Origin of the sequence: Serratia sp. CY37869, from assembly GCF_052168895.1 — a bacterium.
GTDB classification, from domain to species: domain Bacteria; phylum Pseudomonadota; class Gammaproteobacteria; order Enterobacterales; family Enterobacteriaceae; genus Serratia; species Serratia ureilytica.
Window position 1 is genome coordinate 1280209 of sequence record NZ_JBJNLU010000001.1, and the last position, 24355, is coordinate 1304563.

The window sequence follows — 24355 nt, forward strand, 5'->3', positions numbered from 1 at the left end:
CATTTATCCTCTTGCCGCCAGTGCGATGACACGCTCATAGGCCTGCCCGCTGTTGATCATATCCAGTGCCTGCCGCGCATTTTGGCGCAGGTCTTCATGTCCGAATAACTTCAGAAGCAACGCGACGTTGGCCGCGACCGCCGCAGCGTGCGCCGGCTCGCCTTTACCTTGTAACAGCCGCGCCAAAATGTCACGGTTTTCTTCCGGCGTGCCGCCCAGCAAGGCCTCCAGCGGATAGGTTTCCAATCCGAAGGACTGCGGGGTAAGCTGATAACTGCAGATTTCGCCGTTGTTCAATTCCGCCACGTGCGTCGGGGCGTGGATCGCCACCTCGTCCATGCCGCCGCCGTGAACCACCGCCGCGCGCTGATAGCCCAACACGCGCAGGGTTTCGGCGATCGGCAGCACCAGTTCCGGGCTGTAAACGCCGATCAGCGCCAGCGGCGGACGCGCCGGGTTGATCAGCGGGCCCAGCACGTTGAACAGCGTGCGGGTCTTCAACTGCTGGCGTACCGGCATGGCGTGACGGAAGCCGGTGTGGTACTGCGGCGCAAACAGGAAGCACACGCCAAGATCGTCCAACGCCTTGCGCGCCTCTTCCGCCGGCAGATCCAAGCGGATGCCGAATGCCGCCAACAGATCCGAAGAGCCGGAGCGGCTGGAGACGCTGCGGTTGCCGTGTTTGGCGATTTTCGCGCCGCACGCCGCCGCCACAAAGGCGCTGGCGGTGGAAATATTGATGCTGTTGGTGCCGTCGCCGCCGGTGCCGACGATATCGGCAAACAGATAGTCAGGGCGCGGGAACGGTTGAGCATCTTCCAGCAGCGCTTTGGCGGCGCCGGCGATCTCTTCCGGGCGCTCGCCGCGGACTTTCATGCTGATCAACGCCGCCGCCAGTTGGCTCGGCTCCAGTTCGCCGCGCACGATGGCGCTGAACAGCTGTTGGCTTTCCTGCTGGCTCATCGATTCAGCGCGGTACAGTTTCTCAAGGATAGGTTGCATCGTCGTGTTCCTTTTATGACTTCGCCAGCGCCCAGGCCAGGGTCTGCTCAAGCAGGCGCGCGCCATGGGTGGTCAGAATCGATTCCGGGTGGAACTGGAAGCCGCATACGCGGCGGCGATCGTCGCGTACCGCCATCACCATCTCGCCGAACCGGGCGTTGACGGTCAGATCGGCCGGGATGTTGCTGCCGACCAGCGAGTGGTAACGCGCCACCGGCAGCGGGTTGGCCATGCCGGCGAACATGCCTTCACCGTCGTGAACGATCGCCGAGGCTTTGCCGTGCAGGATTTCCCCCGCCTGGCCGACCTGGCCGCCATAGGCTTCGACGATCGCCTGGTGGCCGAGGCAGATGCCGATGATCGGCAGCCGGCCGCGCAGGCGTTGCAGCAGTTCCGGCATGCAGCCCGCTTCGGAAGGGGCGCCGGGGCCCGGCGACAGCATCAGCACCGGCTGTTCCATCTGCGCCAGACGCTCGATGATCACCTCGGCGGCGATCTGGTTACGGTAAATCACCACCTGGTGGCCGCTGGCGCGCAGCTGATCGACCAGGTTGTAGGTAAAGGAGTCGACGTTGTCGAGCAGCAGGATATCGGCCATCAGAACACCTCCTTGGCATGGTGCGCAGTGGCGATGGCGCGCAGCACGGCACGGGCTTTATTACGGGTTTCGTCGGCTTCCGCCTGCGGGATGGAGTCCAGCACGACGCCGGCGCCGGCCTGCACGGTGGCGATGCCGTCTTCGACGTAGGCTGAGCGAATGACGATGCAGGTATCCAGATCGCCGGTGGCGGTAAAGTAGCCTACCGCGCCGCCGTAGCTGCCGCGGCGCGTGCCTTCGGAGGCGGCGATCAGCTGCATCGCCCGCACTTTGGGCGCGCCGCTCAGGGTGCCCATATTCATGCAGGCCTGGTAGGCGTGCAGCACGTCGAGATCGGCGCGCAGGGTGCCCACCACGCGGGAAACCAGGTGCATGACGAACGAATAGCGATCCACTTTGGTCAGGTCGGCCACGTAGCGGCTGCCGGCCTGGCAGATGCGCGCCAGATCGTTGCGCGCCAGATCGACCAGCATCAGGTGCTCGGCCAGCTCTTTGTGGTCGGTGCGCATTTCCAGCTCGATGCGGCTGTCGAGATCCAGATCCAGTGAACCATCGGCTCGGCGGCCGCGCGGGCGGGTGCCGGCGATCGGGTAGATTTCGATCTGGCGATTGCCCGCGTCGTATTTCAGCGCGCTCTCCGGCGAAGCGCCGAACAGGGTGAACTCGTCATCTTGCATGAAGAACATGTACGGGCTGGGGTTGTTGTCTTTTAACGTCTGGTAGGCCGCCAGCGGCGCCGGGCACGGCAGGGAGAAGCGGCGCGACGGCACCACCTGGAAAATCTCGCCGTGACGGATCGCTTCCTGCAGCCCGCTGACCACCGCGCCGTACTCTTCGTCGCTCTGGTTGCAGCTCAGCTGCATGTTTTCCAGCTTTTGGTGCGGGATTGGCTGCGGGGTTTGTTTCAATTCGGTCTGCAATTGCGCCAGACGCTGCTGCAGGCGTTGTATTTCACTCGCTTGCTCGCTGAAGACGCTGGCCTGCAATCGGGCGGAACCGCGTTGATGATCCAGCACCAGCAGGGTTTCCGCCAGATAGAAGCAGAAGTCCGGGCAACGTTGATCCTGGCGCAGCGTCGGCAGGTTTTCGAAACCGGCGACCAGATCGTAGGCGAACAGGCCGCCCAGCATCACGGCTTCACGCTCGTCCGCCGGGGAGTCGACCAGGGTCAGCAGCGTGCGCAGCGCGTCGAATACCGACAGGGAGCGCAGGCGCGCGTCTTCGTCCTGCACCTCGTCGATCGCCGGGAAGGTCAGCTCGCGGCCGTTTGGGCGCGCCTGAATGCTGACCTCGGGCGGCAGCGCTTCGTCCAGCAGCGGCAGCAGCGCCGCGCCATTGGCGGTGAGCGCCTGCACGCTGACGGTGTGACCCAGCGCGGTGATGCGCAGCGCGCTGTCGATCACCAGCAGGCTCTGCAGATTCTGTTTACTGTTGATTTCCGCCGACTCCAGCAGCAGGGTGGCCGGCCGGGCGCCGCACAGCTGGTGGAAAAGGGTGGTGGGATCGCCCCGGTAACTGGCCTGCGCCTTCAGTAATGTCAATTGTGGTTTGATGTTCATCATCGGTGGTTCCAGTGAATTCTGTCCATAAAAAAGCCCGCATCAGGTGCGGGCTCAGGAAATCTGCATTGTCAGATGACAGCTATGCGCGATTACACCGCCCGCAAGAGGGAGGTACGCCACCAACCGTGAAGAGAAATGTATGTGTTCATTTGCAGACTCTCTTTGTTAACTCTCATCCGACACGGCCACTGCCGTGAACTTGTGTACTAGTTAACTGGTTCGCGAGGGCAAAGTCAACCCCCTTTTTGTACAATGTTTTAGCGGTCAGCGTGAATTCTGTTCATCATCCCGCCCGCGCGCCCAACCGGGGCAGAATAGATTTCCGTCCGGCCGCCGATCGCAGGTATGATAGAAAACCAAGCCATTGCCGGATAGCCGTTTTGACAGACAGTAACCCTCAATCCACCGCTTTTACCCTGTACGATCTCCACAGCCATACGACCGCCTCCGACGGCTACCTGACGCCGACGCAGCTGGTGCAGCGGGCGGTAGAGATGCGCGTGGGGGTGTTGGCGATCACCGATCACGACACGACCGCCGGGCTGGCCGAGGCCGCCGCCGCCATCGCGGAGCAGGTGTTGCCGTTGCGGTTGGTCAATGGAGTGGAAATCTCGACGCTGTGGGAAAATCATGAAATCCATATTGTTGGGTTGGGTATGGACGTCGCGCATCCGGCGCTGGTGGCGCTGTTGGCGGAACAAACCGAACGCCGCAACCGGCGGGCGCAGGAGATCGGCGTGCGGCTGGGCAAGGCGCGTATTCCCGACGCCTATGCCGGCGCCCAGCGCCTGGCCGGAGCCGGCGCGGTGACCCGCGGCCATTTCGCCCGTTACCTGGTGGAGATCGGTGTGGCGGACAATATGGCTCAGGTGTTCAAGAAATACCTGGCCAAGGGGAAAACCGGCTATGTACCGCCGCAGTGGTGTACAATAGAACAAGCCATTGATGCGATTCATCAATCGGGCGGCCAGGCGGTGATGGCGCACCCGGGCCGTTACGATTTGACCGCGAAATGGCTGAAACGCTTGCTGGCGCATTTCGCCGAACACGGCGGCGACGCCATGGAAGTGGCGCAGTGTCAGCAGGCGCCGCATGAGCGCACTCAGCTGGCGAAATACGCGCAAGACTACCGCCTGTTGGCCTCGCAAGGCTCTGATTTCCATCAACCTTGCTCGTGGATCGAACTGGGGCGCAAGCTGTGGCTGCCGGGCGGCGTCGAGCCGGTGTGGCGCGATTGGCCGCAGCCGGGCCAGGCGGTCTGATTTTACGCGCGTGGCAACGCGCGCGGGCATTATTTTAGGAGCAAGTCATGAGTCAGCTTTTTTATATTCACCCGGACAACCCGCAGCCGCGCCTGATCAACCAGGCGGTAGAGGTGCTGCGCAAAGGGGGGGTGATCGTCTATCCCACCGATTCCGGCTATGCGCTGGGCTGCATGCTGGAAGAGAAGGCGGCGATGGAGCGCATTTGCCGCATCCGTCAGCTGGACGGCAACCACAACTTTACCCTGATGTGCCGCGATCTGTCCGAGTTGTCGACCTATGCTCACGTCGATAATACGGCGTTCCGTCTGATCAAAAACAATACGCCGGGCAACTACACGTTCATTCTGAAAGCGACCAAAGAAGTGCCGCGCCGCCTGATGAATGAAAAGCGCAAAACCATCGGCCTGCGCGTGCCGTCGAACCCGATCGCGCTGGCGCTGTTGGAGGCGTTGAACGAACCGATGATGTCCACCACGCTGATGCTGCCGGGCAATGATTTCGCCGAGTCCGATCCGGAAGAGATCAGCGATCATTTGGGCAAGGTGGTCGATCTGGTGATCCACGGCGGCTTCCTCGGCCAACAGCCGACCACGGTTATCGATCTGACCGAATCCTCGCCGGAAGTGGTGCGCGAAGGCGCCGGTGACGCGGCGCCTTTCCGCTGATGTAAAATATTGCCACCTTGCCCATTGTCTGAAAAACGGCTGAAGCGACGCTATTTCGCGTGAAAGCCGCTATTCTTGAAGACTTCAGAATTGATAATGGGCAGGATGCGCAGCAATGATTAAACAGGTTTCTTTTTTAGCGGCCTTATTATTTTCCTCAATGGCGAATGCGGGTTTTTATTCGGGCAGCGGTTTGCTGGCGGAATCCGGCGGTTACGTAAAAAATAAAAGCGGTGAAGCCACCGTGGCCGAAGCGCTGAATGGCGGCATGTTTATGGGATACGTCGCCGGCGTATTCGATACCTATTCCATGCAGGGCAATCGCAATATCTGCCCAGAGGCCGGAATGAGCATCGGCGTAGCCGCCGACGCGGTAATGCAGTACTTGAACGAACATCCCGAGCAACTGCATTATTCCGCACCGTCGGTGATTATGCTGGCGTTGAGCGCCGCCTATCCCTGCGTGCGCCATTAAATTCCCATTCCAATAAGTGCGCATTTTTTCATAAGGTGCGCTCGGGTCTTTTCCGCACGAACTTCAATAGATCATGACCTGCTGCGCTGTCACCCTTAGCCCGTCGGTAATTCCCGAACGGGTCGGGGAGAGACGCGCAGGAGGTAATATGACCGCATTTCACAGTGCCAACATGACGCTCGATTATCAGGATATCGGCTCAGGGCCGCTCACGTTGGTGTTGCTGCCCGGCTGGTGCGAACCGAAAACCGTGTTTGAGCCGTTCATCGCGCTGGCGGCCGACGGTTATCGGACGATCAGCATCGATTGGCGTGGCCACGGCCTGTCGTCAAAAGCGGCGGAGATGTCGCTGACGGCGGACGATTTGCTGGAGGATGTGCGCCAATTGCTGACGGCGCTGCGTTTGGACAACGTGATCACCCTGTCGGTGGCGCACGCCAGTTGGTTGGCGGTGGCGTTGGCCGAGGCGTTGCCGCAGCAGGTGCAGGGCATGGTGTTTCTCGATTGGATCATGACGCAGCCGGAGCCAGCGTTCTTTGCGGCGGTGAGCCGCATGCAGCAGCCGCAGCAGTGGCTGGCGGCGCGCGACGCCTTGTTCGACTTCTGGCAGGGCGGCATCCGCCACGATCGGGTCAAATGCCATCTGGAGGTCGAGATGGCGCAGGAAGATGACCGGCTCTGGCGCGCCGCCGGCGTGGCCATCGAACAGGCCTACCGGCAGTTCGGCTCGCCGCTGCAACGCCTGGCGGGAATGAGCGCGCCGCCGCCGTGCCGGCATATTTACTCGCTGGATCGCCGCGATGACTATCTGCGGCAACAGCAGGCATTTGCCGCCGAGCGGCCGTTTTTCTCCGTGGCGCGTTTAGAAGAGGCCCGCACTCACCTCGGCATTCTGGAGCGGCCCGACGCGGTGCTGAGGGCGGTGGAGGACTTCTTGGCGCCGTGAACGCCGCTTGGGGGCACCGCCGATAAAGTGGGTTTCAACACCTTAGAAAGCCTGTATAATGCGCGGTTCGATCTTGATAAACGTATTATTACCGTTGCGGCGATTGGCCGCGGCGGTTATCCCCCCGACGCCTGTGAAGGCGACATTAGAGGTTGCTCAATGAGCGAAAAGTTACAGAAAGTATTAGCGCGCGCCGGGCACGGCTCGCGTCGTGAAATCGAAACCATGATTGAAGCCGGGCGCGTCAGCGTCGACGGCAAGGTCGCCAAGCTGGGCGATCGCGTTGAAGTGACCCCGGCGATGAAAATTCGTCTGGATGGTCATGTCCTGTCGATCAAAGAGTCCGAAGAGGTGGTCTGCCGCGTGCTGGCTTACTACAAACCGGAAGGTGAGCTGTGTACCCGCAGCGATCCTGAAGGCCGCCCGACGGTGTTCGATCGCTTGCCGAAGCTGCGCGGTTCGCGCTGGGTGGCGGTAGGGCGACTGGACGTCAACACTTCTGGTCTGCTGCTGTTCACCACCGATGGCGAACTGGCCAACCGTCTGATGCACCCAAGCCGTGAAGTGGAACGCGAGTACGCGGTGCGCGTGTTTGGCCAGGTCGACGATGCGAAAGTGAAGCAGCTGAGCAAAGGCGTGCAACTGGAAGACGGCCCGGCCGCGTTCCGCACCATCAGCTTCCAGGGCGGTGAAGGCCTCAACCAATGGTACAACGTGACCCTGACCGAAGGCCGCAACCGTGAAGTGCGTCGCCTGTGGGAAGCGGTGGGCGTGCAGGTGAGCCGCCTGATCCGCGTACGCTACGGCGATATCGATCTGCCGAAAGGCCTGCCGCGCGGCGGCTGGGCCGAGCTGGATCTGCCGGCGATCAACTACCTGCGCGAGCTGGTTGAATTGAAACCGGAAACGGTCAGCAAGATGCCGGTGGAGCGTGAGCGCCGCCGCGTGAAGGCTAACCAAATCCGTCGCGCGGTCAAGCGTCACTCGCAGGTGGCCGGCAGCGGCCGTCGCAGTGCGCCGGGCAGCAAACCGAGTAAATCGGGCAAACCGAGCAAACGCAGCTAATCCCGTCATTCTGGCCCCGTTCGGGGCCAGAACGTTTTGTTACCAATCGATCCCCTGTTGCGCCTTGATGCCCGCGTCGAACGCGTGTTTCACCGGCCGCATCTCCGTAACCGTATCCGCCATTTCCAGCAGCTCGCGATGGCAACCGCGCCCGGTCAGTATCACCGTTTGGTGCGCAGGGCGCTGCCGCAGCGCTTCTTTGAGCTCTTCCAGCTCCAGATAGCCGTAGGTCAACATGTAGGTCACTTCGTCCAGCAGCACCAGATCCAGGCCGCTGTCGGCCAGCATGCGTTTGCCGTGCTGCCACACCGCCTGGCAGGCGGCGGTGTCGCCTGCCTTGTTCTGCGTCTCCCAGGTGAAGCCGGTAGCCATCACCTGAAATTCAACGCCATGTTGCTGCAGCAGATTCTTTTCGCCATTGGGCCACTCGCCCTTGATGAACTGGATCACCCCGGCGCGCATGCCGTGACCGACCGCGCGGGTGACGGTGCCGAAGGCGGCGGTGGTTTTGCCTTTGCCGTTGCCGGTAAACACCAGCAGCAGGCCGCGGGTGTCCTGCGCCGCGGCGATGCGTGCATCGACCTGTTCTTTCAGGCGCTGCTGGCGCTGTTGATGACGATCTTCCGCCATGAAACGCTCCTTATTATTCGGCCGCGCCGGGTTTGCGGTTCGGCTGGGCGTCGAAGCTCATGCCGGTTTTTCGCCGGCTGTCCTCGCCCATCAGATACAGGTACAGCGGCATGATGTCAGCCGGGGTTTTCAGCTTGTTTTTGTCTTCGTGCGGGAAGGCGGATGCGCGCATTTTGGTGCGAGTTCCGCCCGGATTGATGCAGTTTACCCGCAAATTACGATTTTTGTATTCATCGGCCAATACCTGCATCATGCCTTCGGTGGCGAACTTCGACACCGCATAAGCGCCCCAGTCGGCGCGGCCGGTGCGCCCGACGCTGGAACTGGTGAACACCAGCGACCCGGCGTGGGATTTCAGCAGCAGCGGCAGCAGCGCCTGAGTCAGCATAAAGGTGGCGTTGACGTTAACCTGCATCACCTCTTGCCACATGGTTATCGACAGGTCGGCCATCGGCGCAATGTCGCCCAGCAGGCCGGCGTTGTGCAGCACGCCGTCCAGGCGCGGAATTTGGCGCGCCAGATCGTCGGCTATCTGCCGGCATTGCTCCGGCGTGGCGTGCAGCAAGTCGAGCGTGACCACCAGGGCCGGGGCGCCGCCCTGGGCCGCGATCTCTTGTTGTACCGCCAGCAGTTTGCTCTCGGTGCGTCCCAGCAGCACTAACTGGGCGCCGAAGCGAGCGTAGGTCAGCGCCGCTTCGCGGCCGATGCCGTCTCCGGCGCCGGTGACCAAAATAATGCGTTGTTCGAGTAGATCTTGTTTGGGTTGGTAATGCACGATAAATCCTCGCCTGGGTGGCTGTTCTCCCGCGTATCGTGGGGAGCAAGGGTGAAACGCGCGGCCAGGGCGGGAGCGAGAGCTCGACCTTCTGCGGGCCGCGCAGCGAATCTGTCTCATCATATTGATGAATAATGGGTGTTATATGCCTTAATCCGTACGCATTTTCAATGCGTAGCAGGCTGAAATGACATTCTTTTGTAACAAAAGCGGCGCGGCGGCGGCTTGGTTCGGCCTTGAATCGTCCCCATAGTGACGTGCAGAACGCAATGAATTTTCATTTAGCCGCGACAGCAGGCGCTGCGGTTGGCTAAAATGGAAAGAATCATACTAACAACCTGTAAATAAAGGCGGAATCTGTGGAGTTTATATCTGTTTATGGCCTGTTTCTGGCCAAGGTCGCCACGGTGGTGCTCGCCATCGCCGCGTTGGCCATCCTGGCGGTCAGTCTGGGGCAACGCAAGAGCCGTCAGAAAGGGGAGCTGCAGTTGACCGATCTCGGTGAGCAGTATCGCGAAATGCAGCGCGATATGCGCCTGGCGCGTATGGATACTGCCGAGCAAAAGATTTGGCTGAAACAGTTCAAGAAGCAGACCAAATCTGATGACAAATTGAAGAAGCAGCGCGCCAAATCCGGCGCGGTGGAAGTGGCCAAGCCGTGCCTGTACGTGTTGGACTTCAAGGGCAGCATGGATGCGCACGAGGTGACGTCGCTGCGCGAAGAGATCTCCGCGGTGCTGGCGGTGGCCTCGGCGCAGGATGAAGTCCTGCTGCGTCTGGAAAGCCCGGGCGGGGTGGTGCACGGCTACGGCCTGGCGGCTTCGCAGCTGGAGCGCTTGCGCAAAGGCGGCATCCGCCTGACGGTGGCGGTGGATAAAGTGGCGGCCAGCGGCGGCTACATGATGGCCTGCGTCGCGGATCGCATCGTGGCGGCACCGTTCGCCATCATCGGTTCCATCGGCGTGGTGGCGCAGATCCCGAATTTCCACCGCCTGCTGAAGAAGAACGACATCGACGTGGAGCTGCATACCGCCGGGCAGTTTAAACGTACGCTGACGCTGTTCGGTGAAAATACCGAGCAGGGGCGCGAGAAGTTCCGCGAAGATCTGAACGAAACGCACGAGCTGTTCAAACGCTTCGTGCACGAGCAGCGCCCGTCGCTGGACATCGACAGCGTCGCCACCGGTGAGCACTGGTTCGGGACCCAGGCCAAAGAGAAAGGCCTGATCGACGCCATCGGCACCAGCGACGATTTGTTGATCGCCGAGTTGGATAACCACGAAGTGATCGCCGTGCGCTATGCGCGTCGTAAACGTTTGATGGATCGTTTCACCGGCAGCGCGGCGGAAAGCGTCGATCGTTTGCTGTTGCGCTGGTGGCAGCGCGGGGAAAAGCCGTTGTTGTAAGGCGAGAAGAGCAGGAATCAACGGGGGCCAGGCGCCCCCGTTTTGTTTTCTCAATCGACCAAATGGTATTTTTCCGAAAGCAGGTGAGCCAAATGTTTAAACATATTAAATACGGCGGTGGTTTTGGCGGTGGGCAATCCATCGGCATCTAAAAAGTATTCGCCGCGAAAAACTAAAACGCCGCTTTTTTGTTCAACGTCGGTGGCGATCATGCCGTGCAGATAATCTTCGTGTTGGCGGATAATGTTATTTGCTTCCGCCAGCAGGGCCTCGCGGCCGATAGGTGCAGTATTCTTGTACATTTATTAGACTCCAAACAAAAAACGCTGCGCATATTCTAACGCCGGTTCGCTTTTATCCGCAAACCGACTAAGGTTTATTTGCCGTCTGGATGGCCATGGGCGGCGGCCGGTTGGCGAAATCTGCCTTTCCGTGCTAATTAGGTTGCGTGACGCTTTTTATCAGGTACAGTGTGGGATTTTGCGGCGTCGGGTGGAAGGTTTTGTTTACGCCATGAATAAAAATCACGCAGCCATACTTCTGGGGCATGGGTGAATAGCAGGCAGGATCAACAACTTGCGTTTAGGTTGAGCAGTTGGGCAACCAAAAGAAAAAAATCTGTTGATCTCTTGCCAGACTGCCGCAATATAAAAAAAGAGACACGAATTGCCGCGGCACGGCGAGATAAAAGACTTCTTTTTAGAAGAAATAAATTAGGTAAAGGTAAATATGGGTAAAGCTCTCGTAATAGTTGAGTCCCCGGCAAAAGCCAAAACTATTAATAAATATTTAGGAAGTGACTACGTGGTGAAGTCCAGCGTCGGTCATATCCGTGATTTGCCGACCAGTGGCTCAGCCAGCAAAAAGAGCGCTGACTCAACCGAAGACAAAGCCAAGAAAAAAGTTAAAAAAGATGAGAAGGCGGCGCTGGTAAATCGCATGGGCGTCGACCCTTACCACGGCTGGAAAGCGCATTATGAAATCCTGCCGGGTAAAGAAAAAGTGGTCGCCGAGTTAAAATCGTTGGCGGAAAACGCCGACCACATTTATCTCGCAACCGACCTTGACCGCGAAGGGGAAGCCATCGCCTGGCACCTGCGGGAAGTGATCGGTGGGGATGACAAACGCTTTAGCCGCGTGGTGTTTAACGAAATCACCAAAAACGCGATCCAACAGGCGTTCAAACAGCCGGGCGAGCTGAACATTGACCGCGTCAACGCGCAGCAGGCGCGCCGGTTTATGGACCGCGTGGTGGGCTATATGGTCTCGCCGCTGCTGTGGAAAAAAATCGCCCGCGGCCTGTCCGCCGGCCGCGTACAGTCGGTGGCGGTGCGTCTGGTGGTTGAGCGCGAACGCGACATCAAGGCGTTCGTGCCGGAAGAGTACTGGGAGCTGCATGCCGATCTGCTGGCGAAGGGTGAAACCGCGCTGCAGATGGAAGTGACACATGCGCACGACAAACCGTTCAAGCCGGTCAACCGCGAGCAGACGCACGCCGCGGTCAAGTTGCTGGAAAAAGCCCGCTACACGGTGCTGGATCGCGAAGACAAACCGACCAGCAGCAAGCCGGGCGCGCCTTTCATTACCTCCACGCTGCAACAGGCCGCCAGCACCCGCCTGAGCTTCGGCGTGAAGAAAACCATGATGATGGCGCAACGGCTGTATGAAGCCGGCCATATTACCTATATGCGTACCGACTCCACCAACCTGAGCCAGGATGCGCTCAACATGGTGCGTGGCTACATCGGCGACAACTTCGGCGATAAATACCTGCCGAAAGCGCCGAATCAGTACAGCAGCAAAGAGAATTCGCAGGAAGCACACGAAGCGATCCGTCCTTCGGACGTGAACGTGCTCGCCGAGCAGTTGAAAGACATGGAAGCGGACGCGCAGAAGCTGTATCAGCTGATCTGGCGCCAGTTCGTTGCCTGCCAGATGACGCCGGCGCAATACGATTCCACCACGCTGACGGTGAAAGCCGGCGATTATCAACTGCGCGCCAAGGGCCGTACGCTGCGCTTTGACGGCTGGACCAAGGTGATGCCGGCTCTGCGCAAAGGCGATGAAGATCGCACGTTGCCGTTCGTCGAAATCGGCAGCGAGCTGGATCTGCAGAAACTGATCCCGAGCCAGCACTTCACCAAGCCGCCGGCGCGCTACAGCGAAGCCTCGCTGGTGAAAGAGCTGGAGAAACGCGGCATCGGGCGTCCGTCCACTTACGCCTCCATCATCTCGACCATTCAGGATCGCGGTTATGTGCGGGTGGAAAGCCGCCGTTTCTATGCCGAGAAAATGGGTGAGATCGTCACCGATCGCCTGGAAGAAAACTTCCGCGAGCTGATGAACTATGACTTCACCGCCCGCATGGAAGACGGCCTCGATGAGGTCGCCAACAACCAGGCCGAGTGGAAAGCGGTGCTGGACGAATTCTTCGTTGATTTCAGCGAGCAGCTTGAAACGGCGGAGAAGGATCCGGAAGAAGGCGGCATGCGGCCTAACCAGATGGTGATGACCAGCATCGACTGCCCGACCTGCGGCCGCAAGATGGGCATCCGTACCGCCAGCACCGGGGTCTTCCTCGGCTGTTCCGGCTACGCGCTGCCGCCGAAGGAACGTTGCAAAACCACCATCAACCTGGTGCCGGAAGCGGAAGTGCTCAACATCCTCGAAGGCGACGACGCGGAAACCAACGCGCTGCGCGCCCGCCGCCGCTGCCAGAAATGCGGTACGGCGATGGACAGCTATCTGATCGACAACCAGCGCAAGCTGCACGTCTGCGGTAACAACCCGGCGTGTGACGGCTATGAGATCGAAGAGGGCGAGTTCCGTCTGAAAGGCTATGATGGCCCGGTGGTGGAGTGCGACAAGTGCGGCTCGGAAATGCACCTGAAAATGGGGCGTTTCGGCAAGTACATGGGCTGCACCAACGAGAACTGCAAAAACACCCGCAAGATCCTGCGTAACGGCGATGTCGCGCCGCCGAAGGAAGATCCGGTGCCGTTGCCGGAGCTGCCGTGCGAGAAGTCCGACGCCTATTTCGTGCTGCGTGACGGCGCTGCCGGCGTGTTCCTGGCGGCCAACACCTTCCCTAAATCGCGCGAGACCCGCGCGCCGCTGGTGGAAGAACTGGCTCGCTTCAAGGATCGTCTGCCGGAGAAACTGCGCTACCTGGCCGATGCGCCGGTGGCGGATGCCGAAGGCAACAAAACGCTGGTGCGTTTCAGCCGTAAAACCAAGCAGCAGTACGTCTCCTCTGAAAAAGACGGCAAGGCGACCGGTTGGTCCGCGTTCTACGTGGACGGCAAGTGGGTCGAAGGCAAGAAGTAAGGCCGATGTCCTGCCCGCAAGATGAAAAACCAGCCCTGGCGGCTGGTTTTTTTATTGGTGAAAAGGGGCAAACGGATCTATCCTTTGCTGTTTTTATCCCTCCGACACCGCCGTTTCACGTTGATACCCATGCAAAATAATCGTTATCATAGTGTGACGCGGATCTATACTTGAAGCTGCATCGTGGTATAGTGGTTATATAAAAAGTTTTTTTATTATTAAAGCTTATTAACAACGGCGTTTTCTTCACCATCAGGGTAGAACACGGGGTTTATGGCTTGTGAGTTTCAGCATACCGGGGCGACACCGATATACCTGGCTGCGGGTAAGCCGCAGTGTTTAACCTAGGATGGTATAAGATATGAAATTGCAGCAGCTTCGTTACATTGTGGAAGTGGTTAACCACAACCTGAATGTCTCCTCGACGGCAGAAGGGCTCTATACCTCTCAACCCGGCATCAGCAAACAGGTGCGCATGCTCGAAGATGAGCTGGGCATCCAGATTTTCGCCCGCAGCGGCAAGCACCTGACCCAGGTCACCCCGGCCGGCCAGGAAATCATTCGCATCGCGCGTGAAGTGCTGTCCAAGGTCGACGCCATTAAAGCCGTCGCCGGTGAACACACCTACCCGGACAAAGGCTCGCTGTACGTCGCCACCACGCATACCCAGGCCCGCTACGCCTTGCCCAACGTAATTAAAGGCTTCATCGAGCGTTACCCGCGCGTCTCGCTGCACATGCATCAGGGTTCGCCGACGCAGATCGCCGAAGCGGTCTCCAAAGGGACCGCAGATTTCGCCATCGCTACCGAAGCGCTGCACCTGTACGACGATCTCATTATGCTGCCGTGCTACCACTGGAACCGCGCGGTAGTCGTGAAGCCCGATCATCCTTTGGCGGGCAAAAGCAGCATCAGCATTGAAGAGCTGGCGGCTTACCCGATCGTCACTTACACCTTCGGCTTTACCGGGCGTTCGGAGTTGGATACCGCCTTCAACCGCGCCGGCCTGACGCCGCGCATTGTCTTTACCGCCACCGACGCCGACGTGATCAAAACCTACGTGCGTCTGGGATTGGGGGTGGGGGTGATCGCCAGCATGGCGGTGGATCCGGTGCAGGATCCGGATCTGGTGACGGTGGATGCGCGTGATATCTTCACCTACAGCACCACCAAGATCGGTTTCCGCCGCAGCACCTTCCTGCGCAGCTACATGTACGACTTCATTCAGCGCTTCGCGCCGCACCTGACGCGCGATGTGGTAGACAGCGCGGTGGCGCTGCGCTCCAACGAAGAGATCGAAGCGATGTTCAAGGACATCAAACTGCCAATTAAGTAACCATCGACGATATCAAATCAATCCCGGTTAGGCGCCTGCCTAACCGGGTTTTTTTTAGCCCGGAAATCCGTACTGATTACAGTAAATGCGTGGTATCACAATGAAAAAAAGTCTCTGGATTGTTCTGTTCTTGTTGCTAACCTTTTTGTTGTTGCGCTACCTGCCAGACGGAATTTTCGACAGCTTCGTTTCCAACAACATAGAAATTAGCGGTGATGGTGAAATAGGGATGAATAATTTCGACTCGGCTGTCATTGCCATTAAATTGGGTGTCTCTGCTATCATTGCTGCAGTTGTGCTCCCAGTATGTCGCCGCCTGGTGCGCAAACCCCGCTAAAGCCGCGAGATTCTTGCTGCCAAAACGCCGCCTCGTTGCGGCGTTTTCGTTGACGCGTGGCCTAACCCCTTGGCTGCGCTCGCACTTCCTTCTTCTTGATTGTTCTCACCTATCGCTGTGATCAAATCGTGTTGTTATCAAAACGTTAACTTATCTTTGTGGTATCTTTAAACAAGACCTCACTGATTACCCTGTTTTAATCACAATAAGAAATGGAGGAGCTATGTCGTCCGATCTTCGTGAAACAAGTCTGGATAAGCTGGTTGCGCTGAATAGCGAATATTACTACTACAGTCTGCCGCTGGCGGCGAAGCAGCTGGGTGATATCGACCGGTTGCCGAAATCAATGAAAGTGCTGTTGGAGAACCTGCTGCGCCATGTGGATGGCGATACCGTGCAGGTTGACGACCTCAAGGCCATCGTCGCCTGGTTGCAAACCGGCCATGCTGACCGTGAGATCGCCTACCGTCCGGCGCGCGTGCTGATGCAGGATTTTACCGGCGTTCCGGCGGTGGTGGATCTGGCGGCGATGCGTGAAGCGGTGCGGCGGCTGGGCGGCAATGTCGACCAGGTGAACCCGCTGTCACCGGTGGATCTGGTGATTGACCACTCGGTTACCGTCGATGAATTCGGCGATGACAACGCCTTCGAAGACAACGTTCGTATCGAAATGCAGCGCAATCACGAGCGCTACACCTTCCTGCGCTGGGGGCAGAAAGCCTTCAACCGTTTCCGCGTGGTGCCGCCGGGCACCGGCATCTGCCACCAGGTCAACCTCGAATACCTCGGCCAAACGGTGTGGCACAGCGACGAAAGCGGTCGCCGCGTGGCCTATCCGGATACGCTGGTGGGCACCGATTCCCACACCACCATGATCAACGGCCTGGGCATTCTCGGCTGGGGCGTCGGCGGTATCGAAGCGGAAGCGGCGATGCTGGGCCAGCCGGTGTCGATGCTGATCCCGGACGTCGTCGGCTTTAAGCTGACCGGCAAGCTCCGCGAGGGCATTACTGCCACCGACCTGGTGCTGACCGTCACTCAAATGCTGCGTAAGCACGGCGTTGTTGGCAAGTTCGTCGAGTTTTACGGCGACGGCCTGGCCGATCTGCCGTTGGCGGACCGGGCGACCATCGCCAATATGTCGCCGGAGTTCGGCGCCACCTGCGGTTTCTTCCCGGTAGATGACGTCACGCTCGGCTACATGAAACTCAGCGGCCGCAGCGCCGAACAAATCGCGCTGGTGGAAGCCTACGCCAAGGCGCAGGGCATGTGGCGCAACCCGGGGGATGAGCCGGTATTCACCAGCTCGCTGGCGCTGGATATGTCGACGGTCGAGGCCAGCCTCGCCGGGCCGAAACGCCCGCAGGATCGCGTTGCGCTGCCGAATGTGCCGCAGGCGTTCAGGGCCGCTACCGAGTTGGATATCGGCGGCCACAAGACCAAGGCAGACAGCAAACCCTTTACGCTGGATGGGCAGCAGCACGAGCTGCACGACGGCGCGGTGGTGATCGCGGCGATCACCTCCTGCACCAACACCTCCAACCCGAGCGTGATGATGGCGGCTGGCCTGCTGGCGAAAAACGCCGTCAAGAAAGGGCTGCGCAGCAAGCCTTGGGTAAAAACGTCGTTGGCGCCGGGTTCCAAAGTGGTGACCGACTACTTCGACAGCGCCAAGCTCACCGCTTATCTGGAAGAACTGGGGTTCAACCTGGTGGGATATGGCTGTACCACCTGTATCGGCAACTCCGGGCCGCTGCCGGATCCTATCGAGCAGGCGATCAAAGAGGGCGATCTGACCGTGGGCGCGGTGCTGTCGGGCAACCGTAACTTCGAAGGGCGCATCCACCCGCTGGTGAAAACCAACTGGCTGGCCTCACCGCCGCTGGTCGTGGCGTATGCGCTGGCGGGCAGCATGAAGATCGATCTGACCAAAGAGCCGCTGGGCGAGGGCAATGACGGTCAACCGGTCTACCTGAAGGACATCTGGCCGAGCAGCCAGGACATTGCTCAGGCGGTGGAAGAAGTGCGCACCGAGATGTTCCACAAAGAATACGGCGAAGTGTTCGATGGCGACGCCAACTGGCAGGCGATCCAGGTGACCGGTTCGGCGACCTATCAATGGCAGGAGGATTCTACCTATATCCGCCATCCTCCGTTTTTCAGCACCATGAAGGTGAAGCCGGATCCGGTGCAGGACATCAAGGACGCGCGCATTCTGGCGATTCTGGCCGATTCGGTGACCACCGACCACATCTCGCCGGCGGGCAACATCAAGCGCGACAGCCCGGCGGGGCGTTACCTGAGCGAGCACGGCGTGGCGCCGCAGGACTTTAACTCCTACGGTTCGCGCCGCGGAAACCACGAAGTGATGATGCGCGGCACCTTCGCCAACATCCGCATCCGCAACGAAATGGTGCCGGGCGTGGAGGGGGGCTATACCCGCCATATTCCGTCGCAGCAGCAACTGTCTATCTACGACGCCGCCATGCAGTACCAGCAGGAGCAAGTGCCGCTGGCGGTGATCGCCGGTAAAGAGTACGGTTCCGGCTCCAGCCGCGACTGGGCGGCGAAAGGGCCGCGCCTGCTGGGCGTGCGGGTGGTGATCGCCGAATCCTTCGAGCGTATTCACCGCTCCAACCTGATCGGCATGGGCATTTTGCCGCTGGAGTTCCCGCAGGGCGTGACGCGCAAAACGCTGGGGCTGACCGGGGACGAGCAGATCAGCGTCGGCGGCCTGCAACAGCTGCAGCCGGGCCAGACGGTGCCGGTACATATCACCTATGCCGACGGGCGCAAGGAGGTGATCGACACTCGTTGCCGCATCGATACCGGCAATGAGCTGACCTACTACGAAAACGACGGCATCCTGCACTACGTAATCAGGAAAATGCTGTAAATCGGGCAGTAAAAAGGGCGCCGCAAGGCGCCCTGATTGTTTTCACCGTGGCGGCGATCACTTCTGGTCGAGCAAATGGCCCATTTTGGCGGCCTTGGTGGCCAGATAGTGTTCGTTCTTCGGATTGCGGCCGACGATCAGCGGCACGCGCTCGCTGATATTGATACCGGCTTCGGTCAGGATCTCGACCTTTTTCGGGTTGTTGGTCAGCAAGCGCACCGCGTCGACGCCCAGCAGTTTGAACATGTCGGCGCACAGGGTGAAGTCGCGTTCGTCGGCGGCGAAGCCGAGCTGATGGTTGGCTTCCACGGTGTCTGCGCCCTTATCCTGCAGGGCATAGGCGCGGATCTTGTTCAACAGGCCGATATTGCGGCCCTCCTGGCGATGATAAAGCAGGATGCCGCGGCCTTCTTCGGCGATCTGCTCCAGTGCGGCTTCCAGCTGAAAACCGCAGTCGCAGCGCAGGCTGAACAACGCGTCGCCGGTCAGACATTCGGAATGCACGCGTGCGAGCACCGGCGCTTCACCGGAAATATCACCGAATACCAGCGCCAGATGATCGTGCCCGGTCGCCAGTTCTTCGAATCCTACCATCAGGAAATCGCCCCAAGGTGTCGGCAGTTTAGCCTCTGCCACCCGTTTAAGCTGCATGTCACTCTCCACAAAAACCTACGATTCAATCATTGTCGCGCATCCTAAGTCCGGTCAGTGCATTGACCAAGACTAAAACGTGCTACGCCGATCTCTATTTCGTTAATTATCGGCTATTTTGCCACAACTTCTTGCCGGGCGGTGCTCAGCAAACCAGCAGATGGCGTTTTCTGGCCACCTATTATTGCGATAGGTTGTCTATCTGTTTAATTTTTCGCGTGTTATCAATATTGCACTCTTGTTACACTGCAGCCTGATTCACGCAGAGGAAAACGGGAATGTATGAGATAGCAAAACGCACGGCGGGCGGCGCGTTGCTGCTGCTGTTGATGCCGCTGGCGGTCTGGGTATCCGGCTGGCACTGGCAACCCGGCGGCAATGACCGGCTGCTGAAAGCGCTGTACTGGGTGACCGAAACCGTGACCTCGCCGTGGGGCATTCTGACCAGCGCGATCCTCTGCGGTTGGTTTTTGTGGTGCCTGCGCTTTCGGCTGAAGCCGGCCATCGGTCTGGCGATGCTGCTTTTCGCCGCGCTGTTGATTGGGCAGGGCGTGAAGTCGTTGATCAAGGATCGGGTGCAAGAGCCGCGTCCTTTCGTGGTGTGGTTGGAGCAAACCCACGGCGTGGACGGCAAGTATTTCTACTCGCTGCAGCGCAAAGAGCGCAGCGCGCTGGTGCGCGAGCAACTGCAAGACCAGACGCTGGTGCCGGGCTGGCTGCGCAAGCACTGGCAGTTTGAAACCGGCTTTGCTTTTCCGTCGGGGCACACCATGTTCGCCGCCACCTGGGCGCTATTGGGGGTAGGGCTGCTGTGGCCGCGCCGCCATTACAAAACCGTCGCGATCCTGATGGTGTGGGCGGCCGGGGTAATGGGCAGCCGCTTGCTGCTGGGCATGCACTGGCCGCGCGATCTTGCGATGGCCACGTTGATCAGTTGGTTGCTGGTGGTGATCACCTGCTGGCTGGCGCAGCGCTGGTTCGGTCCTCTGACGCCGCCGCCGCAAGAGCAGCAGGAAATCGCGGCGCGCAAGCCGGAGAAATGAACGTTATGTGACCATGTCACAAAAAGCGCGGCGCCAGATCGGCGCCGCATTAACCGCTTACATTTTCCCGCCATTGCAATCCGCGCCGTCGCCCCCATATCCTTATAAATTCGACGTTTTGAGAAGCTTTCTCATCAATTTGTTCGTTAAAGCCGTTTACTGCCGAATATGCCAGCAGATATGTGGTTTTATCGTGCCGCAGGGTTTCCCTGCCGCAACGGGAAATGCTAACTTAAGGGTTAGGGACGCCACGTTTTGGCATCGTTCATCCGATTCACTCGGCATCGCGGGAAAGAATGTGAAATATTTGCTGATTTTTTTGTTGGTTCTGGTGATCTTCGTGATTTCCGTCACCTTGGGTGCGCATAACGATCAGGTGGTCAATTTTAACTATCTGGTTGCGCAGGGCGATTATCGCGTATCGACCCTGTTGGCCACGCTGTTTGGCGCCGGTTTCATTCTCGGCTGGATCATTTGCGGTCTGTTCTATCTGCGTACGCGCATTGCGCTGGGCCGCGCCGAGCGCAAGATCAAAAGGCTGGAGCTGCAGCTTGAGCAGCCCGCTGAACCGGCGGCTCAGGCCGTTGTCAGCAAGGAATAACCCTCTATGTTAGAACTGCTGTTTCTGTTGCTGCCCGTGGCTGCCGCGTACGGTTGGTACATGGGGCGCAGAAGCGCTCAGCAGGATAAACAGCAAGAAGCCAACCGCCTGTCGCGTGAATACGTGGCAGGGGTGAACTTTCTGCTTTCAAACCAGCAGGATAAGGCGGTCGATCTGTTCCTCGACATGTTGAAAGAGGACAGCAACACCGTTGAGGCCCACCTGACGTTGGGCAACCTGTTCCGCTCGCGCGGCGAAGTCGACCGCGCTATCCGCATCCATCAGGCCTTGATGGAAAGCGCTTCCCTGACCTTTGAACAGCGCCTGTTGGCGGTGCAGCAGCTGGGCCGTGACTATATGGCCGCCGGGCTTTACGACCGCGCGGAAGACATGTTCAGCCAGTTGACTGACGAAGCGGATTTTCGCGTCTCGGCGCTGCAGCAACTGCTGGTGATCCATCAGGCGACCAGCGACTGGCAGAAAGCGATCGACGTGGCGGAAAAGTTGGTCAAGCTGGGCAAAGAGAAACAACGCGTTGAGATCGCGCACTTTTATTGTGAACTGGCGCTGCAGGCGATGGGCAGCGACGATCTCGATCGGGCGATGAGCCTGCTCAAGCGTGCGGATGCGGCCGATAAACAGTGCGCGCGCGTGTCCATCATGTTCGGGCGCATTTACATGGCGCAAAACGACTACGCCAAAGCGGCGGAGTCGCTGCAACGCGTATTGAGTCAGGATAAAGAGCTGGTCAGCGAAACGCTGCCGATGCTGCAGGAATGCTACCGGCACCTGCCGGAACAGCAGCACAACTGGGCTGATTTCCTGAAGCGCTGCGTGGAAGAGAACACCGGCGCAACCGCCGATCTGATGCTGGCCGAAATCATCGAGCAGCACGAAGGGCGCGACGTGGTGCAGGTCTATATCAACCGTCAGCTGCAGCGTCACCCCACTATGCGGGTGTTTTATCGGCTGATGGATTATCACCTGGCGGACGCTGAAGACGGCCGTGCGAAAGAGAGTCTGCTGTTGTTGCGCGATATGGTCGGTGAGCAAATTCGCACCAAGCCGCGTTACCGCTGCCACAAATGTGGCTTCACGGCGCACTCGCTCTATTGGCATTGTCCGTCGTGTCGCGCCTGGTCATCGGTTAAACCGATCCGCGGTCTGGACGGACAATAGCGCGGCGGTGAGACAAAATAAAACGGGGCGATTGATCGCCCCGTTTTTCTATGTTCATCGCTTACTTTTTCTTGCCGCCTTTAGCGCCGGTTTTCAATAGCTGACGCAGCTTCTTCAGCTCTTTCTGGCTCAGAGGCTGTTCGATTTCTTCTTCGGTGCTTTGATTGTCGATCTCGCCGTGGTGCAGGTCGTCCGCTTTCTTGGCCGGTTTTTCTGCCTTGACGACGGGCGCGTTGAAGCTGCTTTCCAGGCGCTGGCACACTTCCACGCTCAATGAAAATTCGTTTTCAGCGGCGGCGGCGCGGATTTTCTCCTTCAGTGCCAGAGGAATTTTAATGGTAAGTGTTGATATCTCGCTCATTTTGAAAGCCTTTCTGCAGGAAGATGCCTTCAAGCTAAGCCACTGGCGATCGGGTGTCTAGTGTGTAATAAAAATTTAATATTTTTGTAACAATAAAGGGCGGGGCAAATGCGGGGTTTTCAAGCGGGAAACAGAGACAGGGCCCGAAATCTCGGGCCCTGTACCGGAAACCTTATTTGTAGATGATCGCGGTGCCGCTCAACATGTTGTTACCGCCGGCGGAGATAATGCGGTAGCTGCTGGCGCCCTGAGCATCTGCTTTAGCGGCCAGTTTTTTCTCCAGGCTGCTGAGGGTGGTTGCGTGGCCTGCGGAAACGACGCCGGTCGCGGTCAGGCTATCGGCCTGCTGGCTGTTGATCGGCTCAGCGGCCAAAGTGGCGAAAGAGGTCAGTGCGATAGCGGCAGCGGCTGCAAAATATTTGATGATTTTCATGGGTGACTCCAGTCTGTTTATTTAGGAAGGAAGCCATTCGCTTCCGATGTGGTGAATAATAAAGCATCTGGGCCGATTGAAAATCTGATAATGCTGAGTAAGTAATTCAAAATATTTGATTGATAATTTACGCATCTTTACGGCGTTTTACGCTGCGTGGTTTATTGCTGACGCGCTTACGTTGACGCGCCATGACAAAGACGCAAGGTAACATGACAGAGCGCTGGTGCGCGCTGTGGCTGGGATTTCTGGCCCCTGGCATGTAGAATGCGGCGGTCAGTTTCGCGGGTGAGTCCCTGATTATCTCCATTTTACAGAAGGTAGAAGAAATGAAGTCTGAAAATAACGCTAATAACAATGACTTAAAATCATCTCCAATCGTTGTGGCGTTGGATTACGCCGATAAGAACGCTGCGCTGGCGTTCGCCGACCGTATCGATCCGCAAGACTGCCGGCTGAAAGTGGGCAAAGAAATGTTCACGCTGTTTGGGCCGCAGCTGGTGCGCGATCTGCACGGGCGCGGCTTCGACGTATTTCTTGACCTGAAATTCCATGATATTCCCAATACCACTGCGCATGCGGTCGCGGCGGCGGCCGAGCTGAGCGTTTGGATGGTCAACGTCCACGCCAGCGGCGGCGCGCGCATGATGACCGCCGCTAAAGAAGCGCTGGTGTCATACGGGGCGGATGCGCCGTTGCTGATCGCCGTCACGGTGCTGACCAGCATGGAAGCGGAAGACCTTCGCGGCATCGGCATCGAGGCCAGTCCGGCAGAACACGCCGAGCGCCTGGCGCGCCTGACCCGCGACTGCGGGCTGGACGGCGTGGTGTGTTCGGCACACGAAGCGCAGCGCCTGAAGGCCGCCTGCGGGCAGGCTTTCCAACTGGTGACGCCGGGGATCCGCCCTGAAGGCAGCGCGGCGGGCGATCAGCGTCGTATTATGACGCCGGTGCAGGCGCAGGCCGCCGGCGTGGACTATATGGTGATTGGGCGTCCGATCACCCAATCTGCGGATCCGGCCGCGACGCTGCGCGCGATCCGCGCCTCTTTGGCCTGAGGAAGCGATGATGAATGACGATAACAGCCGTCTGGTGTATTCCACGGACACCGGTCGCATCAAGCAGGAAGAGGTTAAACCGCAACGCGCCAAAGGCGATGGCTTCGTGCGCATCCAGCGCCAGAGCAGCGGCCGCAAGGGGAAGGGCGTGTGCCTGATTACCGGCGTCGATCTGGATGATGCCGCGCTCGACAAACTGGCGGCCGAACTGAAAAAGAAATGCGGCTGCGGCGGCTCGGTGAAAGAGGGAGTCATCGAGATCCAGGGCGATAAACGCGATCTGCTCAAAGAGCTGCTGGAAGCCAAAGGCATGAAGGTCAAACTGGCGGGCGGTTGAGGCGAATCGCCATGCCGCAGTGCAATGCTGCGGCATGGCTAGAGGTTGTTGCTGCCGGGGGTTAACCCGTTAACGGCGAAAGAACCATAGACTTAAAGTAAAACAGACCTGAAATCATCGTTATTGGTTAATACGTCAAAGCGCCGAGGCGCTTTTGCCCGCCTGTCGGCGGAGGAGCATCGGGCAGGTTATTTGCCAACCTGGTGACCGATGATGCCCCCCACTGCAGCCCCACCCAGCGTGCCCAACGCGCTGCCGTCTGTTAGCACTGCGCCGCCGACTGCACCGGCACCGGCGCCGATAGCGGTGTTGCGATCGCGTTTGGACATGTTGGAACAGGCGCTCAGTGAAAACGCCAGAGTCAGAGCCAGAGCGGCGGTGGCGAAACGTTTATTGATAATCATCAT

24 protein-coding genes, 1 pseudogene and 1 other annotated feature are annotated in these 24355 nt (G+C 59.0%); of the genes and pseudogenes, 16 read left to right on the top strand and 9 right to left on the bottom strand.

What is annotated here, in order from left to right:
• Window positions 1-3: 3 nt before the first annotated feature.
• Both trpD and ACJ8J1_RS06195 read right to left on the bottom strand, forming a co-directional pair.
• A pseudogene (trpD, locus tag ACJ8J1_RS06190) lies at window positions 4-1600 on the bottom strand (bifunctional anthranilate synthase glutamate amidotransferase component TrpG/anthranilate phosphoribosyltransferase TrpD).
• Complete coding sequence (locus tag ACJ8J1_RS06195; protein WP_033643270.1) at window positions 1600-3162, bottom strand: anthranilate synthase component 1; 1563 nt, start codon at window positions 3160-3162, stop codon at window positions 1600-1602. Before ACJ8J1_RS06195 ends, trpD begins: the two are co-directional and overlap by 1 nt.
• 24 nt (window positions 3163-3186) lie before the next feature.
• Window positions 3187-3290: a sequence feature (Trp leader region), on the bottom strand.
• 252 nt (window positions 3291-3542) lie between these two features.
• On the opposite strand from ACJ8J1_RS06195, the gene rnm reads away from it, so the two are divergent.
• The 5 genes from rnm to rluB all read left to right on the top strand — a co-directional run bounded on the left by rnm (window position 3543) and on the right by rluB (window position 7578).
• Window positions 3543-4424, top strand: coding sequence for an RNase RNM (rnm, locus tag ACJ8J1_RS06200; protein ID WP_033643269.1), 882 nt, complete (start codon window positions 3543-3545; stop codon window positions 4422-4424).
• Between the two features lie 47 nt (window positions 4425-4471).
• On the top strand, window positions 4472-5092 hold the full coding sequence (locus tag ACJ8J1_RS06205; protein WP_033643268.1) for an L-threonylcarbamoyladenylate synthase: 621 nt from the start codon (window positions 4472-4474) through the stop codon (window positions 5090-5092).
• 115 nt (window positions 5093-5207) lie between these two features.
• Window positions 5208-5567 carry a Rap1a/Tai family immunity protein gene (locus ACJ8J1_RS06210; RefSeq protein WP_016927523.1) on the top strand — a complete coding sequence of 120 codons (360 nt, stop codon included), beginning with the start codon at window positions 5208-5210 and terminating at the stop codon, window positions 5565-5567.
• A 148-nt stretch (window positions 5568-5715) separates the two neighbouring features.
• Complete coding sequence (locus ACJ8J1_RS06215; RefSeq protein WP_033643267.1) at window positions 5716-6513, top strand: alpha/beta fold hydrolase; 798 nt, start codon at window positions 5716-5718, stop codon at window positions 6511-6513.
• A gap of 159 nt (window positions 6514-6672) precedes the next feature.
• The gene (gene rluB / locus ACJ8J1_RS06220; protein WP_033643266.1) at window positions 6673-7578 is read left to right on the top strand and encodes a 23S rRNA pseudouridine(2605) synthase RluB; all 906 of its coding nucleotides are present in this window, start codon (window positions 6673-6675) and stop codon (window positions 7576-7578) included.
• A 39-nt stretch (window positions 7579-7617) separates the two neighbouring features.
• Here the strand turns inward: rluB and cobO are convergent, their stop codons facing one another.
• On the bottom strand, window positions 7618-8208 hold the full coding sequence (gene cobO, locus ACJ8J1_RS06225) for a cob(I)yrinic acid a,c-diamide adenosyltransferase (RefSeq protein WP_033643265.1): 591 nt from the start codon (window positions 8206-8208) through the stop codon (window positions 7618-7620).
• 13 nt (window positions 8209-8221) lie between these two features.
• The gene (locus ACJ8J1_RS06230) at window positions 8222-8983 is read right to left on the bottom strand and encodes a YciK family oxidoreductase (RefSeq protein ID WP_033643264.1); all 762 of its coding nucleotides are present in this window, start codon (window positions 8981-8983) and stop codon (window positions 8222-8224) included.
• A 359-nt stretch (window positions 8984-9342) separates the two neighbouring features.
• Between ACJ8J1_RS06230 and sohB the strand changes: the two genes are divergently transcribed.
• Window positions 9343-10389: a protease SohB gene (sohB, locus tag ACJ8J1_RS06235; RefSeq protein WP_033643263.1), complete on the top strand. Its 1047-nt coding sequence runs from the start codon at window positions 9343-9345 to the stop codon at window positions 10387-10389.
• Between the two features lie 50 nt (window positions 10390-10439).
• On the opposite strand, the gene ACJ8J1_RS06240 is transcribed toward sohB, so the two are convergent.
• A complete protein-coding gene (locus ACJ8J1_RS06240; RefSeq protein ID WP_033643262.1) occupies window positions 10440-10691 on the bottom strand; it encodes a YciN family protein in 252 nt (83 codons plus the stop codon).
• Window positions 10692-11118: 427 nt separating this feature from the next.
• On the opposite strand from ACJ8J1_RS06240, the gene topA reads away from it, so the two are divergent.
• The 5 genes from topA to acnA all read left to right on the top strand — a co-directional run bounded on the left by topA (window position 11119) and on the right by acnA (window position 18285).
• Window positions 11119-13716, top strand: coding sequence for a type I DNA topoisomerase (topA, locus tag ACJ8J1_RS06245; RefSeq protein ID WP_015378045.1), 2598 nt, complete (start codon window positions 11119-11121; stop codon window positions 13714-13716).
• Window positions 13717-13721: 5 nt separating this feature from the next.
• Window positions 13722-13856 carry a hypothetical protein gene (locus ACJ8J1_RS06250; RefSeq protein ID WP_255201708.1) on the top strand — a complete coding sequence of 45 codons (135 nt, stop codon included), beginning with the start codon at window positions 13722-13724 and terminating at the stop codon, window positions 13854-13856.
• Between the two features lie 221 nt (window positions 13857-14077).
• Window positions 14078-15052, top strand: a complete 975-nt coding sequence (gene cysB / locus ACJ8J1_RS06255) for an HTH-type transcriptional regulator CysB (protein ID WP_004930690.1) — start codon at window positions 14078-14080, stop codon at window positions 15050-15052.
• Window positions 15053-15152: 100 nt separating this feature from the next.
• Window positions 15153-15389, top strand: coding sequence for a hypothetical protein (locus tag ACJ8J1_RS06260; protein ID WP_050594450.1), 237 nt, complete (start codon window positions 15153-15155; stop codon window positions 15387-15389).
• A 223-nt stretch (window positions 15390-15612) separates the two neighbouring features.
• On the top strand, window positions 15613-18285 hold the full coding sequence (gene acnA / locus ACJ8J1_RS06265; protein WP_033643259.1) for an aconitate hydratase AcnA: 2673 nt from the start codon (window positions 15613-15615) through the stop codon (window positions 18283-18285).
• Between the two features lie 57 nt (window positions 18286-18342).
• Here acnA and ribA read toward each other — a convergent pair whose 3' ends face one another.
• The gene (gene ribA, locus ACJ8J1_RS06270; protein WP_019452695.1) at window positions 18343-18936 is read right to left on the bottom strand and encodes a GTP cyclohydrolase II; all 594 of its coding nucleotides are present in this window, start codon (window positions 18934-18936) and stop codon (window positions 18343-18345) included.
• Between the two features lie 278 nt (window positions 18937-19214).
• Here ribA and pgpB point away from each other — a divergent pair, with 278 nt between their 5' ends.
• The 3 genes from pgpB to lapB all read left to right on the top strand — a co-directional run bounded on the left by pgpB (window position 19215) and on the right by lapB (window position 21759).
• On the top strand, window positions 19215-19979 hold the full coding sequence (gene pgpB, locus ACJ8J1_RS06275; RefSeq protein ID WP_033643258.1) for a phosphatidylglycerophosphatase B: 765 nt from the start codon (window positions 19215-19217) through the stop codon (window positions 19977-19979).
• Window positions 19980-20277: 298 nt separating this feature from the next.
• Window positions 20278-20580, top strand: coding sequence for a LapA family protein (locus tag ACJ8J1_RS06280; RefSeq protein ID WP_033643257.1), 303 nt, complete (start codon window positions 20278-20280; stop codon window positions 20578-20580).
• Window positions 20581-20586: 6 nt separating this feature from the next.
• Window positions 20587-21759: a lipopolysaccharide assembly protein LapB gene (gene lapB, locus ACJ8J1_RS06285; protein ID WP_019452693.1), complete on the top strand. Its 1173-nt coding sequence runs from the start codon at window positions 20587-20589 to the stop codon at window positions 21757-21759.
• Between the two features lie 61 nt (window positions 21760-21820).
• Here lapB and ACJ8J1_RS06290 read toward each other — a convergent pair whose 3' ends face one another.
• Both ACJ8J1_RS06290 and bhsA read right to left on the bottom strand, forming a co-directional pair.
• Window positions 21821-22120, bottom strand: coding sequence for a hypothetical protein (locus ACJ8J1_RS06290; protein WP_033643255.1), 300 nt, complete (start codon window positions 22118-22120; stop codon window positions 21821-21823).
• A gap of 172 nt (window positions 22121-22292) precedes the next feature.
• The gene (gene bhsA, locus ACJ8J1_RS06295) at window positions 22293-22553 is read right to left on the bottom strand and encodes a multiple stress resistance protein BhsA (RefSeq protein ID WP_046687154.1); all 261 of its coding nucleotides are present in this window, start codon (window positions 22551-22553) and stop codon (window positions 22293-22295) included.
• A gap of 329 nt (window positions 22554-22882) precedes the next feature.
• Between bhsA and pyrF the strand changes: the two genes are divergently transcribed.
• Window positions 22883-23611: an orotidine-5'-phosphate decarboxylase gene (pyrF, locus tag ACJ8J1_RS06300; protein ID WP_103681804.1), complete on the top strand. Its 729-nt coding sequence runs from the start codon at window positions 22883-22885 to the stop codon at window positions 23609-23611.
• A gap of 10 nt (window positions 23612-23621) precedes the next feature.
• Entirely contained in the window at window positions 23622-23948 is a 327-nt protein-coding gene (gene yciH, locus ACJ8J1_RS06305) for a stress response translation initiation inhibitor YciH (protein WP_046687152.1), read from the top strand.
• A gap of 188 nt (window positions 23949-24136) precedes the next feature.
• On the opposite strand, the gene osmB is transcribed toward yciH, so the two are convergent.
• Window positions 24137-24355 carry an osmotically-inducible lipoprotein OsmB gene (gene osmB, locus ACJ8J1_RS06310; RefSeq protein ID WP_004945176.1) on the bottom strand — a complete coding sequence of 73 codons (219 nt, stop codon included), beginning with the start codon at window positions 24353-24355 and terminating at the stop codon, window positions 24137-24139.

Coding starts and splice junctions, on each gene's coding strand:
- ACJ8J1_RS06195 (WP_033643270.1), bottom strand. CDS start 3,162: ATGATGAACATCAAACCACAATTGACATTACTGAAGGCGCAGGCCAGT.
- ACJ8J1_RS06290 (WP_033643255.1), bottom strand. CDS start 22,120: ATGAGCGAGATATCAACACTTACCATTAAAATTCCTCTGGCACTGAAG.
- ACJ8J1_RS06205 (WP_033643268.1), top strand. CDS start 4,472: ATGAGTCAGCTTTTTTATATTCACCCGGACAACCCGCAGCCGCGCCTG.
- osmB (WP_004945176.1), bottom strand. CDS start 24,355: ATGATGATTATCAATAAACGTTTCGCCACCGCCGCTCTGGCTCTGACT.
- cobO (WP_033643265.1), bottom strand. CDS start 8,208: ATGGCGGAAGATCGTCATCAACAGCGCCAGCAGCGCCTGAAAGAACAG.
- ACJ8J1_RS06260 (WP_050594450.1), top strand. CDS start 15,153: ATGAAAAAAAGTCTCTGGATTGTTCTGTTCTTGTTGCTAACCTTTTTG.
- cysB (WP_004930690.1), top strand. CDS start 14,078: ATGAAATTGCAGCAGCTTCGTTACATTGTGGAAGTGGTTAACCACAAC.
- ACJ8J1_RS06250 (WP_255201708.1), top strand. CDS start 13,722: ATGTCCTGCCCGCAAGATGAAAAACCAGCCCTGGCGGCTGGTTTTTTT.
- acnA (WP_033643259.1), top strand. CDS start 15,613: ATGTCGTCCGATCTTCGTGAAACAAGTCTGGATAAGCTGGTTGCGCTG.
- bhsA (WP_046687154.1), bottom strand. CDS start 22,553: ATGAAAATCATCAAATATTTTGCAGCCGCTGCCGCTATCGCACTGACC.
- ACJ8J1_RS06215 (WP_033643267.1), top strand. CDS start 5,716: ATGACCGCATTTCACAGTGCCAACATGACGCTCGATTATCAGGATATC.
- pgpB (WP_033643258.1), top strand. CDS start 19,215: ATGTATGAGATAGCAAAACGCACGGCGGGCGGCGCGTTGCTGCTGCTG.
- ACJ8J1_RS06240 (WP_033643262.1), bottom strand. CDS start 10,691: ATGTACAAGAATACTGCACCTATCGGCCGCGAGGCCCTGCTGGCGGAA.
- yciH (WP_046687152.1), top strand. CDS start 23,622: ATGAATGACGATAACAGCCGTCTGGTGTATTCCACGGACACCGGTCGC.
- pyrF (WP_103681804.1), top strand. CDS start 22,883: ATGAAGTCTGAAAATAACGCTAATAACAATGACTTAAAATCATCTCCA.
- rluB (WP_033643266.1), top strand. CDS start 6,673: ATGAGCGAAAAGTTACAGAAAGTATTAGCGCGCGCCGGGCACGGCTCG.
- lapB (WP_019452693.1), top strand. CDS start 20,587: ATGTTAGAACTGCTGTTTCTGTTGCTGCCCGTGGCTGCCGCGTACGGT.
- ACJ8J1_RS06210 (WP_016927523.1), top strand. CDS start 5,208: ATGATTAAACAGGTTTCTTTTTTAGCGGCCTTATTATTTTCCTCAATG.
- ribA (WP_019452695.1), bottom strand. CDS start 18,936: ATGCAGCTTAAACGGGTGGCAGAGGCTAAACTGCCGACACCTTGGGGC.
- topA (WP_015378045.1), top strand. CDS start 11,119: ATGGGTAAAGCTCTCGTAATAGTTGAGTCCCCGGCAAAAGCCAAAACT.